The 15067-nt window shown below is 73.8% G+C and carries 14 protein-coding genes; 5 read left to right on the forward strand and 9 right to left on the reverse strand.

What is annotated here, in order from left to right; translation table 11 throughout:
• Positions 1-5 precede the first annotated feature (5 nt).
• Entirely contained in the window at positions 6-827 is an 822-nt protein-coding gene (locus OG730_RS03230; RefSeq protein WP_327302695.1) for an MBL fold metallo-hydrolase, read from the forward strand.
• 25 nt (positions 828-852) lie between these two features.
• On the opposite strand, the gene OG730_RS03235 is transcribed toward OG730_RS03230, so the two are convergent.
• Positions 853-2193, reverse strand: a complete 1341-nt coding sequence (locus OG730_RS03235; protein ID WP_327302696.1) for an alpha/beta fold hydrolase — start codon at positions 2191-2193, stop codon at positions 853-855.
• Positions 2194-2307: 114 nt separating this feature from the next.
• Positions 2308-3279, reverse strand: a complete 972-nt coding sequence (locus tag OG730_RS03240) for a TetR/AcrR family transcriptional regulator C-terminal domain-containing protein (RefSeq protein ID WP_327302697.1) — start codon at positions 3277-3279, stop codon at positions 2308-2310.
• A 116-nt stretch (positions 3280-3395) separates the two neighbouring features.
• On the opposite strand from OG730_RS03240, the gene OG730_RS03245 reads away from it, so the two are divergent.
• On the forward strand, positions 3396-4958 hold the full coding sequence (locus OG730_RS03245) for an MFS transporter (RefSeq protein ID WP_327302698.1): 1563 nt from the start codon (positions 3396-3398) through the stop codon (positions 4956-4958).
• 9 nt (positions 4959-4967) lie between these two features.
• On the opposite strand, the gene OG730_RS03250 is transcribed toward OG730_RS03245, so the two are convergent.
• Both OG730_RS03250 and OG730_RS03255 read right to left on the reverse strand, forming a co-directional pair.
• A complete protein-coding gene (locus OG730_RS03250) occupies positions 4968-5987 on the reverse strand; it encodes a phosphotransferase family protein (protein WP_327302699.1) in 1020 nt (339 codons plus the stop codon).
• A gap of 32 nt (positions 5988-6019) precedes the next feature.
• Positions 6020-7105 (reverse strand): S-(hydroxymethyl)mycothiol dehydrogenase, encoded by a 1086-nt coding sequence (locus OG730_RS03255; RefSeq protein WP_327302700.1) that lies wholly within the window; start codon positions 7103-7105, stop codon positions 6020-6022.
• 238 nt (positions 7106-7343) lie between these two features.
• Between OG730_RS03255 and OG730_RS03260 the strand changes: the two genes are divergently transcribed.
• Positions 7344-8312, forward strand: a complete 969-nt coding sequence (locus OG730_RS03260; RefSeq protein ID WP_327302701.1) for a phosphotransferase family protein — start codon at positions 7344-7346, stop codon at positions 8310-8312.
• A 28-nt stretch (positions 8313-8340) separates the two neighbouring features.
• Here OG730_RS03260 and OG730_RS03265 read toward each other — a convergent pair whose 3' ends face one another.
• Complete coding sequence (locus OG730_RS03265) at positions 8341-9285, reverse strand: LysR family transcriptional regulator (RefSeq protein WP_327302702.1); 945 nt, start codon at positions 9283-9285, stop codon at positions 8341-8343.
• A gap of 70 nt (positions 9286-9355) precedes the next feature.
• Between OG730_RS03265 and OG730_RS03270 the strand changes: the two genes are divergently transcribed.
• On the forward strand, positions 9356-10252 hold the full coding sequence (locus tag OG730_RS03270) for a dihydrodipicolinate synthase family protein (protein WP_327302703.1): 897 nt from the start codon (positions 9356-9358) through the stop codon (positions 10250-10252).
• A gap of 111 nt (positions 10253-10363) precedes the next feature.
• Here OG730_RS03270 and OG730_RS03275 read toward each other — a convergent pair whose 3' ends face one another.
• Complete coding sequence (locus tag OG730_RS03275; RefSeq protein ID WP_327302704.1) at positions 10364-10912, reverse strand: putative immunity protein; 549 nt, start codon at positions 10910-10912, stop codon at positions 10364-10366.
• Between the two features lie 423 nt (positions 10913-11335).
• On the opposite strand from OG730_RS03275, the gene OG730_RS03280 reads away from it, so the two are divergent.
• A complete protein-coding gene (locus OG730_RS03280; RefSeq protein WP_327302705.1) occupies positions 11336-12010 on the forward strand; it encodes a LysM peptidoglycan-binding domain-containing protein in 675 nt (224 codons plus the stop codon).
• Here OG730_RS03280 and OG730_RS03285 read toward each other — a convergent pair.
• From OG730_RS03285 to OG730_RS03295, 3 genes are all read right to left on the reverse strand, one after another.
• Positions 12004-12369, reverse strand: coding sequence for a 5-carboxymethyl-2-hydroxymuconate Delta-isomerase (locus OG730_RS03285; RefSeq protein ID WP_327302706.1), 366 nt, complete (start codon positions 12367-12369; stop codon positions 12004-12006). The genes OG730_RS03280 and OG730_RS03285 overlap by 7 nt on opposite strands.
• Positions 12370-12490: 121 nt before the next feature.
• Entirely contained in the window at positions 12491-13135 is a 645-nt protein-coding gene (locus tag OG730_RS03290; protein ID WP_327302707.1) for a MerR family transcriptional regulator, read from the reverse strand.
• 60 nt (positions 13136-13195) lie between these two features.
• Positions 13196-14920: a serine/threonine-protein kinase gene (locus OG730_RS03295; RefSeq protein ID WP_327302708.1), complete on the reverse strand. Its 1725-nt coding sequence runs from the start codon at positions 14918-14920 to the stop codon at positions 13196-13198.
• Positions 14921-15067 lie beyond the last annotated feature (147 nt).

Here is a 15067-nt window from a genome sequence, read left to right on the forward strand (position 1 = left end):
GGCGAATGGACAGTCAGGAGCTGGTCGTGGCCCTGCTCGACGCCACCGGGTCGTTCTTCGAGCCCGCGGTCACCGCCTTTCCGGGGGCGGACGCCGCCGCCTGGGAGCGGGCCGCGCTGCTGGATCCGGGCGCGGCCGGACCGGAGGGGTCCTGGCGGCTGGACTTCCGGTGCTTCGCCGTGCCCCGGCCCGGCGGCCGCTGGGTGCTGGTCGACGCGGGGGTCGGCCCGGCGCGGGGCCCGGCGGCTGGCTGGGCCCCGGTCCCGGGCCGGCTGCCCGCCGCGCTCGGGGAGGCCGGGATCGCCCCGGCCGACGTGGAGGCGGTGGTCCTGACCCACCTGCACGAGGACCACACCGGCTGGACGCAGGACGAGGCCGGGCGGCCGTTCTTCCCCGACGCGCGGTACCTCGTACAGAGCGCGGAGGTGGCGGCCCTGGACCGGGCGGATCCCGTGTGGGACTGGACGGTGGCCCCGCTGCGGGCCGCCGGCCGGCTCCAGGAGGTGGCCGGGGAACACCGGCTCGCTCCGGGCATCACCCTGCTGCCGACACCGGGGCACACGCCCGGCCACCAGTCGGTACTGGTGGAAGGGCCCGCCGGGCCGGGCGGCGGGGGCCGGGGCCACGACCGGGACGTGCTGATCACCGGTGACGTACTGGTCCACGCGGTGCAGCTGGCCGATCCGGCGGTCCCGTACTCCCACGAACGCGACCGGGCCGCCGCCCGCGCCTCGCGCGAAGGGCTCCTGGCCCTGGCCGTGCGCCGCCGCGCCCTGCTGGCCACCGCGCACCTGACCCGGGCCTTCGTGGAGCCGCCGGGCCTTTGAGACGGACCGCCTTGAGGCGAACCGGTCAGGCTTCGTCGCGTACGAGGGCCAGCAGCCGGTCCAGGACGCGCGGGCCGCCGGCGCGGACCCCGTCGTGCTCGAACTCGTCCGTCACCCAGGTCTTCAGACCACGGATCGCCCGGGCGGTGGCCAGGGAGTGCGCCGTGTCCACGTACATGTCGTCGTGGTAGACGGCCGCGGCCACCGGCACCTCGTTGACGGCGAGCCGTGCCCGGTCGTACAGCGGGGTCCAGCCGGTGCGGGCGGTCAGCAGTTCGGCGGTCTCGCGCAGCGGGGCGAGCGCCGGGTCGCAGTCGAAGTGCCAGGGGTGGATGGTCTCGCCGGTGAAGTACAGCGGCTCCGGGCCCGCGAGGGTCTTGGCGGCGTCGAACCTCGGGTGTCCGGAGCGGACCCCCTCGGCGGCCCAGCCGATGGGGGTGACCGGGTCCTGGGCGTAGATCGCCTCGTGCATCAGGGCGTAGAGGGGGTGCCCGGCGAAGGAGAGCTGGCCGTGGACCGCCTCCAGGAAGGCGTCGGAGAGGGCGGGCCCGTCCGGGGTGGGGACGAAGGCGTCCTCGAGCAGGTAGTGCAGCTGGTGGCTGCCGTCGGAGCCGCCGAGGAGCAGACCGAGGGACTGGAAGGCCTCGGCCGTCAGCAGGTATCCGCCGGGGAGTTCGGCCGGACGCTCGAGGAGGTGGGCGGCGATGCGGCGGGCCCGCTCCACGTCCATGGGGTAGCGGGCGTAGTGCGCCCGGTTCTTGCGCTCGATCCGGGGGTACGCGGCCTCGTACACCTCGGCGGCGGTGGCGTCGAGGGAGGGCAGCCCGCCGGTGATGAGGGCGGCGGCCAGCCCTTCGGGGGCGGCGCCCAGGTAGTGGGTGACGCAGAAGCCGCCGAAGCTCTGGCCGAGGACCGTCCAGGGCGCGCCGCCGGTGAGCAGCGGGCGGATGGTCTCGGCGTCGCGCACGATGGAGTCCGCGCGGAAGTGGGCGAGGTACTCGGCCTGCTCCGCGGGGCCGCCGCGCAGCGGCAGGGTCTGCCGGTTGACGGGGGTGGAGCGACCGGTTCCGCGCTGGTCGAGCAGGAGCACCCGGAACTCGGTGAGGGCCCGCTCCAGCCAAGCCTGCCGGCCGACGAACCGGCGGGCGCCGAAGCCGGGTCCGCCCTCCAGGTAGAGCAGCCAGGGCAGGGACTCCGGGTCCTTGCCGGTGGCGACCAGCTCGCGGGCGTACAGCTCGATCCGCTCGCCGTCGGGGCGGGCGTGGTCGAGCGGGACGGCGAAGTGGTGGTCGGTGAAGACGACGCCGGGCTGGCGGTAGCTGCCGGGGGCGGCGCTCTCTCGGAGCACGGGGGTCACTGAGGTCACGGGGGTCACGGGGGTCACGGGAGGTCCCTGGGGTCGGCGCGGTGCGGTGGTGTGCGCGGCAGCCGTCCCGGGGCCGGTGGGTGGTGACGACCGGGGCGGCGGGCCCGCCCGAGCTTACGCGAGGCCCACGGCGGGGCGCGGGTCCCCGGGGTGCCGCGCGGACCGCTCGGGCTGCTCGGACCGCTCGGACCGCTCGATGAGTGCTTCCACTCCGTCCAGCAGGCGCGCGAGCCCGAACTCGAAGAGCGTGCCGAGTTCGAGTGTGAACTCCTCCCCTTCGAAGAGGGTGGACAGGACCGGGAAGGAGCCGGCGGTCTGGATCGATTCCATCCGCGGTTCGTTGGCGGCCATCCATTCCTCGGGGGTCATGCCGGTGTCCTGCCGCGCCTGCGATTCCAGCTCGACGGCGGCCGCGACGCCCTGGGCGTAGCCGATGAGGGCGAGGTGGACGTGGATGATCTGGTTCGGTGTCAGCCCCAGGCCGGTCAGGGCGGCGAGGACCCGCTCGGTGTACCGCATCGCGTGCGGCGAGGCCATCGGCCGGGTGAGGCCGGCCATGGCTCGCGCCAGCCACGGGTGGCGCTCGCACAGGCCCCACAGCCACCGCGCCTCCTGCTCCAGCCGCGCACGCCAGCCCGGCGGTCGCGGCCCCGGCGGCTCCGCGCCGAACACCGTCTCCGACATCAGCCGTACCAGTTCGCCCTTGCTCGGGACGTGCCGGTAGAGCGCCATGGTGGAGACGCCGAAGTCGGTGGCGACCCGGCGCATGGACAGTGCGGCGAGCCCTTCGCCGTCGGCGAGAGCGATCGCGGCGCGGATGACGCGCTCCCGGGTGAGTCCGTGAGGGGGAGCCGGGGGTCGCTCTCGTCCCGACTCGGCGACGACGGTGCCGACACCGGGTACGGGCCGCACCAGACCCTCCTGGTTCAGGGTGGCGAGCGCCTTCGTCGCGGTCGCCATGGCGACCCCCCACTCCTGGGTGATCCGCCGGGTGGAAGGGATGCGGGCACCGGGTGCGAGCTCGCCCGAGGTGATCCGCCGACGGATGTCGCCGGCGATGCGGAGGTAGGGCGGTTCCATGGCCATGAGTACACCGTACTAGTGCACTCATACAGCGTTCAGGCCGCTCCAGGACGCGTGTTGGCGTAGTGCACTAGGCAGGTGTTTGCGGCGCACACCGTGACCCCGGTCTCCTGCCGTTCATGGACAACACGCCAAGCCCCCGCGCGGGGCGCAAGGAATGGACCGCCCTCGGGGTCCTGATGCTGCCCCTGCTCCTCGTCTCGATGGACGTCTCGGTCCTGTACTTCGCGATCCCCTACGTCAGCCGGGACCTGGAGCCCAGCGCGACGCAGCAGTTGTGGATCCTGGACATGTACGGCTTCGTCCTCGCCGGGCTCCTCGTCACGATGGGCGCCCTCGGTGACCGGATCGGCCGGCGCACGCTGGTGCTCGCGGGAGCGGCGGTTTTCGGAGCGGCCTCCGTCGCCGCCGCGTACGCGTCCTCGGCCGAACTGCTCATCGCCGTGCGCGCGCTGCTGGGGCTGGGCGGCGCCGCCCTGATGCCCTCGACCCTCGCCCTGATCCGCAATCTCTTCCACGACGCGGAACAGCGCGGCAGGGCGGTGACCCTGTGGACCGCCGTCATGACGACGGGCATCTCCCTGGGGCCCGTGGTCAGCGGTCTGCTGCTGGAACACTTCTGGTGGGGCGCGGTCTTCCTGATCAACCTGCCCGCGATGGTGCTGCTGCTCGCGCTGGTGCCGTTCCTGGTACCGGACTTCAAGTCGGCGAAGCGCGAGCCCTTCGACCTGCCGAGCGCCGGGCTGTCGCTCGGCGCGGTGCTCCTGGTCATCTACGGCATCAAGGAATGGGCCCGGCACGGGTACGAGCCCCTGCCCGCGCTCGCCATCGGCACGGGGCTGGTGCTCGGCCTCGTCTTCGTACGCCGCCAGCGGCACCTCGCGCATCCGGTGATCGACCTGGACCTGCTCGGGCGACGCGCCTTCGGAGGCCCGGTGTTCGCCAATCTCCTCGCGATGTTCGCCACGGTCGGGATGGCCGTCTTCCTGACCCAGTACCTGCAGTCCGTCCTCGGCCTGAGCCCGTTCGACGCCGCCCGGTGGAGCCTGGTGCCGGCCGCCGGAGTGGCCGTCGCGGCCCCGGTCGGAGCCGCCCTCGCTGGGCGCGTCGACCGGGCGTACGTCATGGGCGGCGGCTTCCTCCTCTCCGCGTGCGGCTTCCTCTGGCTGACCCAGGTGCGCGCGGACTCGGCGCTCTGGTTCAGCCTCGCGGGCGCCTCCCTGTACGTGGGCGGCCTCGTCGCCGCCATGACCCTCGCCAACGAACTCGCCCTCGGCGCGGCCCCGCCGGAGCGCGCCGGATCAGCCGCGGCCGTGCTGGAGTCGGGCCAGGAGCTCGGCGGAGCCCTGGGCATGGCGATCCTGGGGTCCATCGGGGCCGCGGTCTACAGCCGGGACATGGCGGCGGCGCTGCCGCCGGGCGTGCCGCGGGCCGAGGCCGTACGCGAAACGCTCGGCGGAGCGACGGCCGCCGCGGCCCAGCTGTCCTCGGGGCCCGCGGACGCCGTACTGACGGCCGCGCGCGAGGCCTTCACGCACGGGATGGGCTTCGCGGCCGTGGGCGCGGCCGTCGCCATGGCCGGCGCCGCCTTCTTCTCGTTCACCTGGCTGAGGGGTGTGGGCACGACGGGACGCCCGGCGCCCGCACCGGCCGCCCCGCGGTCCGCCACCCGCACCCCCTGACGGCCTGCTTCAGCGGGCGTCGCGCCACCAGTAGCGGCCGACGATGAGCTCCTCCAGCGAGCGGAGCCGGTCCGCGGCCATGCGCGCGTGGACCTCGGGGCGTTCCAGTGCGACGCGGAGGTCGGCCGCGAGGTGGGTCGCTTCGCGGACCTCGCAGCCTGCCCGAAGGGTGTCCGGAGAGGTGTCCGTCGCACGGGCGACGACGTCGAGGACGCTCTCCATGTGCGGGCCGCTGAACCGGATCAGGAAGAACCAGTCGTCGAGCGGATCCCCGAGGCGGGCCCATTCGAAGTCCAGCAGGGCCGTCACGCTCCGGCCGTGCGCGAGCCAGTTGTCCCAGTGGCAGTCCGCGTGGACCGGGACGGCCGTACGGGCCTGCGGGGGCGCGTCCCGCGCGATCGCCCGCAGCCCGTCGAGCAGGCGGGGAGGTACGGCTTCGTGCCGGTCGCGCTCGGCGAGGCCCTCGATCTCGGCGAGGAACGCGGCCCGGCCGGTGAACCCTCCGTGATCGAGGGTTTCCCTCAGCGTCCGGTCGGCGTCGCCCTCGGGCACCCAGGCGTGGAGTCGGCCGAGCCGCTCGACCGCCTCCCCAGCCAACGCGCGCGCGGTCGCCGCGTCCACGCCGGGCATGCCCATGCCGGGAGCCGTTCCCGGCACGCGGGTGTAGCAGGCATAGCGGAGGTCGCCCGCCCCCAGCCGGTGGGTCCCGCTGTCGAGCAGCGGGGCCGTGAGTCCGGCGGGCAGGTGGGGCGCGAGCGCGATCTCCCGGTTCAGCCGCGTGTGGGAGGCCGCATCGATGACCTTCACGACCACGTCCGGGCCCACGTACACGTGGTGGGAGCCGCTCGCGGCGGTGGCCATGGGGCCGGGATCGCGCCCCAGGGCCGCCGCCGCGATCGCGCGGGCGGCGGCGTGCGCCGTGGCCGGGTCGGCCATAGGTTCGCGGGCGGTCAGCGGCCCCTCGGTCGCCGGAGGCACTTCGGTGGACATGGGGCCTTCGGTGGTGGTCACGGGGCCTTCGGTGGTCACGGATCCTTCGGCGGTCACGGGTCCGTGGGTGCTCAGAACTCGACCACCGAGCGCAGTACCTCGCCGCGCTCCATGCGCGCGAAGGCCGCCTCGACATCGTCCAGTGCGATCCGCTCGGAGACGAACGCGTCGAGGTCGAGCCGGCCTTGCAGGTAGAGGTCGATGAGCAGCGGGAAGTCCCGCTCGGGCAGGCAGTCCCCGTACCAGGAGGACTTCAGGGCGCCGCCGCGGCCGAAGACGTCCAGGAGCGGGAGTTCGAGCTTCATCTCCGGCGTCGGGACGCCGACCAGCACCACCGTGCCGGCCAGGTCGCGTGCGTAGAACGCCTGCTTGTACGTCTCGGGGCGTCCGACGGCCTCGATGACCACGTCCGCGCCGTTGCCGCCGGTCAGCTCCTGGACGGCCTTGACCACGTCCTGCGTACCGGCGTTGACGGTGTGCGTGGCGCCGAGTCCGCGCGCCCACTCCAGCTTCCGGTCGTCGAGGTCCACGGCGATGATGCGGGAGGCTCCGGCCAGCTTGGCCCCCGCGACGGCCGCGTTGCCCACTCCCCCGCAGCCGATGACGGCCACGGAGTCGCCGCGGCCGACGTTGCCGGTGTTCAGGGCGGCGCCCAGGCCGGCCATCACCCCGCAGCCGAGCAGCCCGGCGGCGGCCGGCGAGGCGGCCGGGTCCACCTTGGTGCACTGGCCGGCGGCGACCAGGGTCTTCTCCGCGAAGGCCCCGATGCCGAGGGCCGGGGAGAGCGGGGTGCCGTCCTCCAGGGTCATGGGCTGGGTGGCGTTGTGCGTGGCGAAGCAGTACCAGGGGCGGCCGCGCTTGCAGGCCCGGCAACTGCCGCACACCGCGCGCCAGTTGAGGACGACGAAGTCGCCGGGGGCGACGGAGGTGACGTCCGGGCCGACCGATTCGACGACCCCGGCGGCCTCGTGACCGAGCAGGAAGGGGTACTCGTCGTTGATCCCGCCCTCCCGGTAGTGCAGGTCGGTGTGGCAGACCCCGCAGGCCTGGACCCGGACGAGCGCCTCGCCGGGGCCCGGGTCGGGCACGAGGATCGTCGTGGTCTCCACCGGTGCGCCCTTGCTCCGGGCGATGACCCCTCGTACGCGATGCGTCACGTGCTACCCCGATCTCGATCACGGTCTTGTCTACGGTAAGTCGCCTGAAACCGGAGGTCCCGAGAGGTTCCGCCGGTCCGGCCAACGTACACGCGCTGTCCCGCCCGCGGGAGTTGCCCCGCGTCCCGGCGCGCTGCGCCGGCGCCGTGGCGGCGCCGTGCCGCGCGGTCCGGCGCGGTGCCGGGCAGGGCACCGAAAACCCGTGTGGGGCCGGCGCCGCCGCTGGTCTCATGCGCCCATGGACAACCACCACCCGAAGGCCGATGCTCCGCCCCGCGACCCCTGGCTCGCGTACTTCGCCGATCGCGGGCATACGGGTGTCCACCGGATCGGCGCCGGGTCCGAGGGCGTCGTCTACGGGCTGGGCGGGGGCCGGGCCGCCAAGGTCTGGAGCGGTAGGCCGCCGGCCGGTCTCGATCTCACCCGCCAGGTGTACGCGGACCTGGCGCGCCGCCGCCTGCCCTTCGCCACGCCGGAGATCTTCGACGTCGAGGACCACGAGGGCGTCCTGGTGACGTATGAGCGCGAGCTGCCCGGTGACCCGATGAGGGTGGACTCCGCACACGCGGACTACGAGCGGGAGCTGCCCGCCGGCCAGAGCGAGGCGCTGCTCGCGGTCCTTCGCGGCCTGGCCTCCGTTCCCGGCACCGAGGCCATGCGCCGGTTGACCGTCCAGGGTGACGACCGTCCGCTGTGGCGGGATCACGACTCCTTCCGCGAGGCGCTCGCGGCCTTGGTCCGGCGGGCCGCGGCCCGGCACGGCGGCGCCCTGGCCGCTTGCGTACCGGACTTCGAGGCGGGCGTGGAACGGACCCGCGCGGCGCTGCTCTCGCTCCCCGACGCCCCGGTGACGGCGATCCACGGCGACCTCGTCCCGCCCAACATCCACACCGACGCGGCCGGCCGGCCCGTCGCCGTGCTCGACTTCGGCTTCTGCACCACCGCGGGCGACCCGGCCTTCGAGGCCGCCGTGACGGCTGCCGTCTGGGACATGTACGGGCCGCACGCCGAGGAACACGCCGCGGAACTCACCGGGCTGTTCGCCGAGGAGCTCGGGTACCCGCGGGCGACCCTCGCCACCTACCGGACGGCGTACGCCCTCACGACCTACGACCTCTTCGGCCTGGACGAGGGCGACGGGCACTTCCGGTGGTGCGCGCAACAGCTGCGCCACAGCCCGGTGTTCAGGGGTACACGGTCGGCCTGATCCCAGGGACCGTATCCGAGGGACCGCCTCAGACCCGCTGCCCGGACCCTGACAGTTCGGGCGGCAGCACGGCCCGCAGGGCCGCGTCGAAGGCGGCCACGGCGGGGTGGGCGGCGGCGCCGCTGCGGAAGGCCACGTTGGTGCGGCGCTCCATGACCAGGCGGGTGAGCGCGACGGCCGGATCCGCGTCCGCGGTGATCCCGAGCTGGGGCACCACGGCCACCCCCTGGCCGGCCGCGACCAGGGCGAGCACGGTGGCGAACTCGTCCACCTGGTGGCGGATCCTCGGCTCGAACCCGGCGTCCTCGCAGGCCCGTACCGTCATCGCGTGGCAGAGCGTGCCGGGTGTGGCGGTGATCCAGGGCGCGTCGGCATGCGTACGGAGCAACGCGCGCTGCCCCGGGCCCACGGGGCTCTCCCCCGCTCCGCCGGGCGCCGCCCGCTCCGGTGTCGCCAGGTACATCGCCTCCCGGTAGAGCGGCCGCGTGGCGAGCCCCGGCTCCTGTGGCGCGGGGACGAAGTCGTACGCGTGGATCAGGGCCACGTCCAGGTCCCCGGCGCGCAGCCCGTCCGCCACCGCCGCCGGGTCGGTCTCGAACACCATCGGCTCCAGTCCAGGGTGCCGGCGGGCCAGCTCCGCCAGGGCGGCGGGGACCACGGCCCTGGTCGCGGTGGGGAAGGAGCCGATCCGCAGCGCTCCGGCCAGTCCGCCGCGGGCCTCCGCGAGCTCGGCGTCGGCCCGCTCCAGCAGCTCCAGCACCGCGTCGGCGTGCCGGACCAGGTTCTGACCGGCGGACGTGAGCCGGACCCGGCGGCCGGTGCGCTCCAGCAGGGGCAGACCGGCCTCGCGTTCGAGGACCGAGAGCTGCTGGGACACCGCCGAAGGGCTGAAGGAGAGGGCCTCGGCCACCGCGGCGATGGTCCCCCGGTGGGCGAGTTCGCGCAGGAGGCGCAGGCGTCGTACATCGAGCATCGGATCAGCTTACGGTTCTGGTAAGAAACGCGAACTGGATTCGATGCTCGGGGACCGCCAGGCTCGACCCATGACCACCACGTATGCGCCGCACGGGATCCACGTACCGCTGATCACCCCCTTCACCGCCGACGGCGAGGTCGCGGCCGACGCCCTGGAGGCGCTCGCCCACGAGGTGCTCGACGCGGGAGCCACCGGGATCGTGGCCCTGGGCACCACGGGCGAGCCCGCCGCCCTCGACGAGGCCGAGCGCGACCTCGTCACCGACGTCTGTGCCCGGGTGTGCCGGGAGCGCGGGGCGACGCTGGTGGTGGGCGCCGGGGCGAGCGGGACGCGGGCCGCCGAGGAGTCGCTCGGGCGGCTGAAGCGGTGGCCCGAGGTGCGGGCCGCGCTGGTGACCGTGCCCGCGTTCGTACGGCCGGCGGCCGCCGGTGTGCTGGCGCACTTCGAGCGGCTGGCGCGGGTGAGTCCCGTACCGCTGATCGTCTACCACGTCCCGTACCGCACCGGGCAGCCGCTGGACGCGGCCCTGCTGCGGGAGATCGGGGCGCTGCCCGGGGTGGCCGGAGTGAAGTACGCCGTCGGTTCGCTCGACGGGGAGGCCGTGGCGCTGCTCGGCGATCTTCCGGACGGCTTCGCGGTGCTGGCCGGCGACGACACGTTCCTGTCGCCCCTGCTCGCGCTCGGCGCGGCGGGCGGGGTCCTCGCCTCGGCCCATCTCGCCACGGCGCGGTTCACCGAGCTCGCGGCCGCCTGGCGGGCGGGCGAAACGGACCGGGCCCGCGCCCTGGGCCACGCACTGGCCCGGCTCTCCGCGACCCTCTTCGCCGAGCCCAATCCCGCGGTGATCAAGGGGGTGTTGTACGCCCAGGGCCGCATCCCGACCCCTGCCGTACGCCTCCCCCTGCTGCCCGCGGGCGCGGAATCGGTCGCGGCGGCGCTGCGGGAACTGTCGCGCCTGACCTGACCCGCCCCCGGCCGGCGCCGCACCTCGGGGCCCGGCCCGGGACACCGGCCGCGACGGCGCACGCCGCGCAGCCGGTCCCGGGCGCCCGCGGCGCCTCCCGCACCGCCGGAGTCACTCGTCGAGGGTGAGCGAACGAAGGCCGTCGTCCAGCATCCGGATCAATTCACCGACCCGTCCACCGCCGCTCGGCGCCGCCGGGAAGCGTCCGAGCACGTCGACGACCACCGGTGTCGCACGGTGCACCGCCTGCTCGACGTACGCGGCACCCACGCTCCGATCGTCGTCGGCGACGAGCTCGGCCGCCCTGGCGGCGTGAGCGCCGGCTCCGAGAATGTGCTTGACCTGGGTGGCCTTGGCCAGTGGATGCAGGTAGGCGGCGCCCGCCGCGGACATCGCCGCCCGAGCCGCCTCGCGCGCGGCGGCCGTGTCGGCGCTCTGGGCCGCCTTCAGTGCCGCCCACGCGGTGTCGCGCAGGGCCTTCCCCCGCTCACCACCTCGCGCGAACTCCCACGCGGCGGCGATGGCCTCTCGAGGCCGCACGTCGTCCCGCCGGTCGCCCTCGAACACGTCGAGCACCGCTTCCGCACACGCCGCGGCGAACGCGGTGACCTCACGAAGATCTTGCTTGCTCACGGCGATCCCGCCCACGTCCCCTGTCATGGCTCCATCCTCGGCCACGGCGCCCCGGCGGCGGCCGAGGACGGCACGCCCGAGAACAAGGGGCGATTGACCCGGGATGGGCGATTCGCCGCCAACGGGCGGGTCGCCCGAATCGGCCCCGGCGACGGGCGACTTGCCCGAATTGAGCTTCCGGCCGCCGGCCCGTGATGTGAGTCACGCCGACGGCGTCAACATCATTTCCCCACGAGGGGCGATTCCCTTTTCCCGGTTGGATATTCGCGAATTCCCGGAGATCTTTTCAAGGTCACCCACCGGCCGGAATGCCGGAAGTTGATCTCCCGGTCGAATTCGTGTCTTGTTCCGGCCCGCAGGCCTCGCCTACGGTCACCTCATTCCAGGCGGTCAGCTGCCGAATCCGGCCTCCGCCAGGGCTCTTCCGTCCCCCACGTGAGGAATTCCGCCATGCCCGCACAGGGAAAGCACCGCCGGCCGAAGCAGCACCACGCACTCACCCGCAACCTGGCCCTCGCCGGTACGGGCAGCGCGGCGCTGGCCCTCCCGCTGATCAGCGCGACCACGGCCGGGGCGGCCGAGACGGCCATCGCCCCGACGACGTATTCGGTGGTCAGCGGTGACACCCTGAGCAAGATCGCGGCCGAGCACTCCATCGGCGGCGGCTGGCAGAAGCTCTACGAGGCCAACAAGGGCATCGTCGGCGCCAACCCCTCGGCCATCCGCCCCGGCCTGAAACTGAACCTCACCACGGCAGCCGCTCCCGCCGCCGCCCCGGCCGCGGCCAAGGCGGCCACCGGCTACGCGAACAACCTCGACGGCTGGATCCGCGAGTCGCTCGACGTCATGGCGGAGCACGGAATTCCCGGGAGCTACGACGGAATTCACCGCAACGTCATGCGCGAATCCTCAGGGAATCCACTGGCCATCAACAACTGGGACTCCAACGCCGCGGCGGGCATCCCCTCCAAGGGGCTCCTCCAGGTCATCGACCCGACCTTCCAGGCCTATCACGTGCCCGGCACCCCGATGGACTCCTACGACCCGGTCGCCAACATCACGGCCGCCTGCAATTACGCGGCGGCCCGCTACGGTTCGATCGACAACGTCAACGGCGCCTACTGAACGAGCTTGCGGTAGGCCGCTCCCAACTCGCCGACGTCCACCGATGCGTGCACGACGGGACCGGCCCCGTCCGCCCCGGTGGACAGGTGCTTGAACAGCAGATCGAGCACCGCCTCGCTCAATTCGGCCTGAACCTCCCCGGTCCGGCCCGCCAGCAGGCCGATCTGTACGTGGACGAGCGCGGATCCCGGCGCCCCGTCGGCCACGTACACCTCCTCCAGGCACCGGAAGCGGGTCTTGCAGTTCGCGACGGTGGCGGCCGCGACCTCCACGGTCAACGCGTGCAGGGCCGACGCGAATCCGCGCCGGTCGAAGGTGTCGGACAGGTTCGCCGAATAGTCGACGGTGATCTGCGGCATCGGGAGCTCCGATCGTTCTCGGCGACCCGGCCCCCGGAGGGCCGCGTCGCGTGGTGACGGGTGGGATCACTGGTGCAGAGTAGTGATCTTCCTTCGCGGGTGCCCGCCCCACGGCCCCGGTTCAGTCCAGCCCGTACCGCCTCGCCGATTCCTCCTCCTGTGCCAGCCGGTGCATGGCCTTCAGTACCGGCTGGACGAGGACGACCGCGGCCACCGCCGTCTCGACCTTCTCCTCCTCGGAGGGGTACGTCTCCATGAAGTCGAAGTCGCGTACGGCCGCCCCGTGCATCAACTCGGCATACGGGGCCATCAGTTCGGCGTCCCACGGATAGTCGAGCCGCAGGAGGGCGGCCACCGCCGACACGAGCGAGCGGTGGACGGGGGACAGCTCCCCCACCTCCCGGGCCGACGACCAGCCCAGCATCTCCAGCAGCCGGTCCACTTCGCGCCGTGCGGCGATCACCGCCGGGTCCTCGCCGTCCGGCTCGGGCCCCTGCGGCAGGGCCCACAGTGCGGCGCCTATCCGCATCGTCCGCCCCAGGGACTCGTCGTCCACGTGCGCGAGCACTTCCCGGGCCGTGGCCACCGCGATCCCGCCGACCTGGATCAGGGCACGGACCAGCCGCAGCCGCCGCAGGTGCCCCTCGTCGTAGTCCGCGGTCGTCGCGCTGACCCGGCGGCCCGGCGCCAACAGGCCTTCGCGCAGGTAGTACTTGATCGTCGCCGTGGAAACGCCACTGCGCTCGCTCAGCTCCGCCAGCCGCATCCGTTGAGCCCTCCCCCTTGGACAGTCCCGCTATCCAAGCATGCACGGAAGGGCTCCGCGTCAGCCCCCGTAGACTTTTTTGATCTTGAAGTCGGTGCCCGCGAGAACGTAACCGCCCTGCCCGTACGGGTCGTCGATGTACGGGCGGATCGCGGGAGCGCCGAGCCAGGGGGACACGTTGAGGTAGCGCGAGCTCGGGATCTCCACGCCGAGCTCCTTCTTCGCCTGGTCCATCAGGGCGGGCAGGCGGTCCCAGTCGATCGCGGCCATGTCCATCAGCTCGTCCTTGACGGTGCCGGCCGGGCCGGTGCGCTTGGCGACGCCGCCGCGGTACTGCCAGGAGTCGACGGTCCTGGCTCCGGGTGCGGTGGGGATGTCGGCGAGCACGTACTCGTCGTAGACCCTCATGTCGACGAAGGTGGTGGTGCCCGCCTGCTGCTTGAAGGCCGCGATGGCGGTACGGATGCCGGCCGGGGTGATCATGCCGCCCTGGGGCGGGGCGGCCGGCTTCGGCGTGCTCGCCTTGGGGGTGGGGGCCGGCGTCAGGGCCACGGCGGTGCCCTGGGCCGGGGAGGCCGATGCGGACGCGGACGGGGTGCGCGAGGGCTGTACGTCCGCGCCCTTGCCCGTGGAGCCGCCGTCGTTCCCGTCGGGCAGCCAGTTGACGAGCCCGACGACGCCTGCGGCCAGGACCACCGCGAGGAGCCCGGCGAGCAGGGCCGGACGGCGGCGCCGACGCGGGACCGGCGGCGCCGTGAAGGTCACGGGGACGGTGGAGGCGTAGGGGTTGCCCGCGCCCGGGACGAACGGCGTCGGCGGCGGCGTCGGTAGCGGTACCGGTGCGGAGCCCATGGCGTGCCCGTGGGCCGGGGTCGCCGGCCCGAAGCTGCCGAAGCCGCCCGGGGCCACCGGCGGTACCGCCGGGGCGGCGCCGCCGAGAGCACTGCTCGCACCGCGGAGCAGCGCTTCCAGTTCCTCGGCGTCGGGCCGCACGGACAGGTCCCGTACCAGCAGCCGTTCCAGTACGGGTCCCAGCGGGCCGGACCGGACCGGCGCGGGGATCGGCTCGTCGAGCACCGCGACCACGGTGGCCAGACTGGTGGCCCGGCGCAGCGGGTGCACCCCCTCGGCGGCCACGTAGAGCAGCATCCCGAGCGACCACAGGTCGGAGGCGGCCAGCCCCTCCGCGCCGCGCGCCCGCTCGGGGGCTATGTACTCCGGCGAGCCGATCAGGGCACCGGTCGAGGTCAGCCCGGTCGCGCCGTGCAGGGCGGCGATCCCGAAGTCGGTGAGCACGGCGGAGCCGTTGGGGCGCAGGAGCACGTTGGCCGGTTTCACGTCGCGGTGCAGCACCCCCTCCGCGTGCGCGGCCCGCAGCGCGGAGAGCAGGTCGAGCCCGAGGCGCAGCACGTCCGCCACCGGCAGCGGCCCGCCCTCCAGCCGGTCGGCCAGGGAGCCGCCCCTGACGAGCTCCATCACGATCCACGGATGGCCGTCCGAGCCGGGCTCGGGCTCCACGATGTGGTGGATGGTGACCACGTTCGGGTGGGCGAGCCGGGCGAGGGCCCGGGCCTCCCGGACGGCCCGTTCGCGCAGTTGGACGACGAGCCCGGGCTGCGCGGCGGCGGTCGCCGGGTCCGGCGGCCGCACCTCCTTCAGCGCGACCTCCCGGTCCAGCGCGATGTCGCGGGCGCGCCACACCGTCCCCATCCCGCCACTGCCCAGGGGCCGCGCGAGTTCGAAGCGCCCGTCGATCAACCGTCTGCCGGCCTCACTGCTGTCCATGGCCGGTCATCGTAGGCGCCACCACCGACGCCGGAGTACCCGTACCGGGACGTGGACATCACGGGCACGGGTCCGGGCACGGGTCCGGGGACGGGCACGGCTCCGGACGCGGGCACGGCTCCGGACGCGGCTGCATCCGGAGTGGAC

The organism is Streptomyces sp. NBC_01298, from assembly GCF_035978755.1.
Classification (GTDB): Bacteria; Actinomycetota; Actinomycetes; order Streptomycetales; family Streptomycetaceae; genus Streptomyces.

What these genes read in the sequence shown, in the direction of transcription:
- OG730_RS03295 (WP_327302708.1), bottom strand. Translation starts at nt 14,920, where the DNA reads ATGGACAGCAGTGAGGCCGGCAGACGGTTGATCGACGGGCGCTTCGAA.
- OG730_RS03290 (WP_327302707.1), bottom strand. Translation starts at nt 13,135, where the DNA reads ATGCGGCTGGCGGAGCTGAGCGAGCGCAGTGGCGTTTCCACGGCGACG.
- OG730_RS03275 (WP_327302704.1), bottom strand. Translation starts at nt 10,912, where the DNA reads ATGACAGGGGACGTGGGCGGGATCGCCGTGAGCAAGCAAGATCTTCGT.
- OG730_RS03270 (WP_327302703.1), top strand. Translation starts at nt 9,356, where the DNA reads ATGACCACCACGTATGCGCCGCACGGGATCCACGTACCGCTGATCACC.
- OG730_RS03260 (WP_327302701.1), top strand. Translation starts at nt 7,344, where the DNA reads ATGGACAACCACCACCCGAAGGCCGATGCTCCGCCCCGCGACCCCTGG.
- OG730_RS03285 (WP_327302706.1), bottom strand. Translation starts at nt 12,369, where the DNA reads ATGCCGCAGATCACCGTCGACTATTCGGCGAACCTGTCCGACACCTTC.
- OG730_RS03240 (WP_327302697.1), bottom strand. Translation starts at nt 3,279, where the DNA reads ATGGCCATGGAACCGCCCTACCTCCGCATCGCCGGCGACATCCGTCGG.
- OG730_RS03280 (WP_327302705.1), top strand. Translation starts at nt 11,336, where the DNA reads ATGCCCGCACAGGGAAAGCACCGCCGGCCGAAGCAGCACCACGCACTC.
- OG730_RS03265 (WP_327302702.1), bottom strand. Translation starts at nt 9,285, where the DNA reads ATGCTCGATGTACGACGCCTGCGCCTCCTGCGCGAACTCGCCCACCGG.
- OG730_RS03245 (WP_327302698.1), top strand. Translation starts at nt 3,396, where the DNA reads ATGGACAACACGCCAAGCCCCCGCGCGGGGCGCAAGGAATGGACCGCC.
- OG730_RS03230 (WP_327302695.1), top strand. Translation starts at nt 6, where the DNA reads ATGGACAGTCAGGAGCTGGTCGTGGCCCTGCTCGACGCCACCGGGTCG.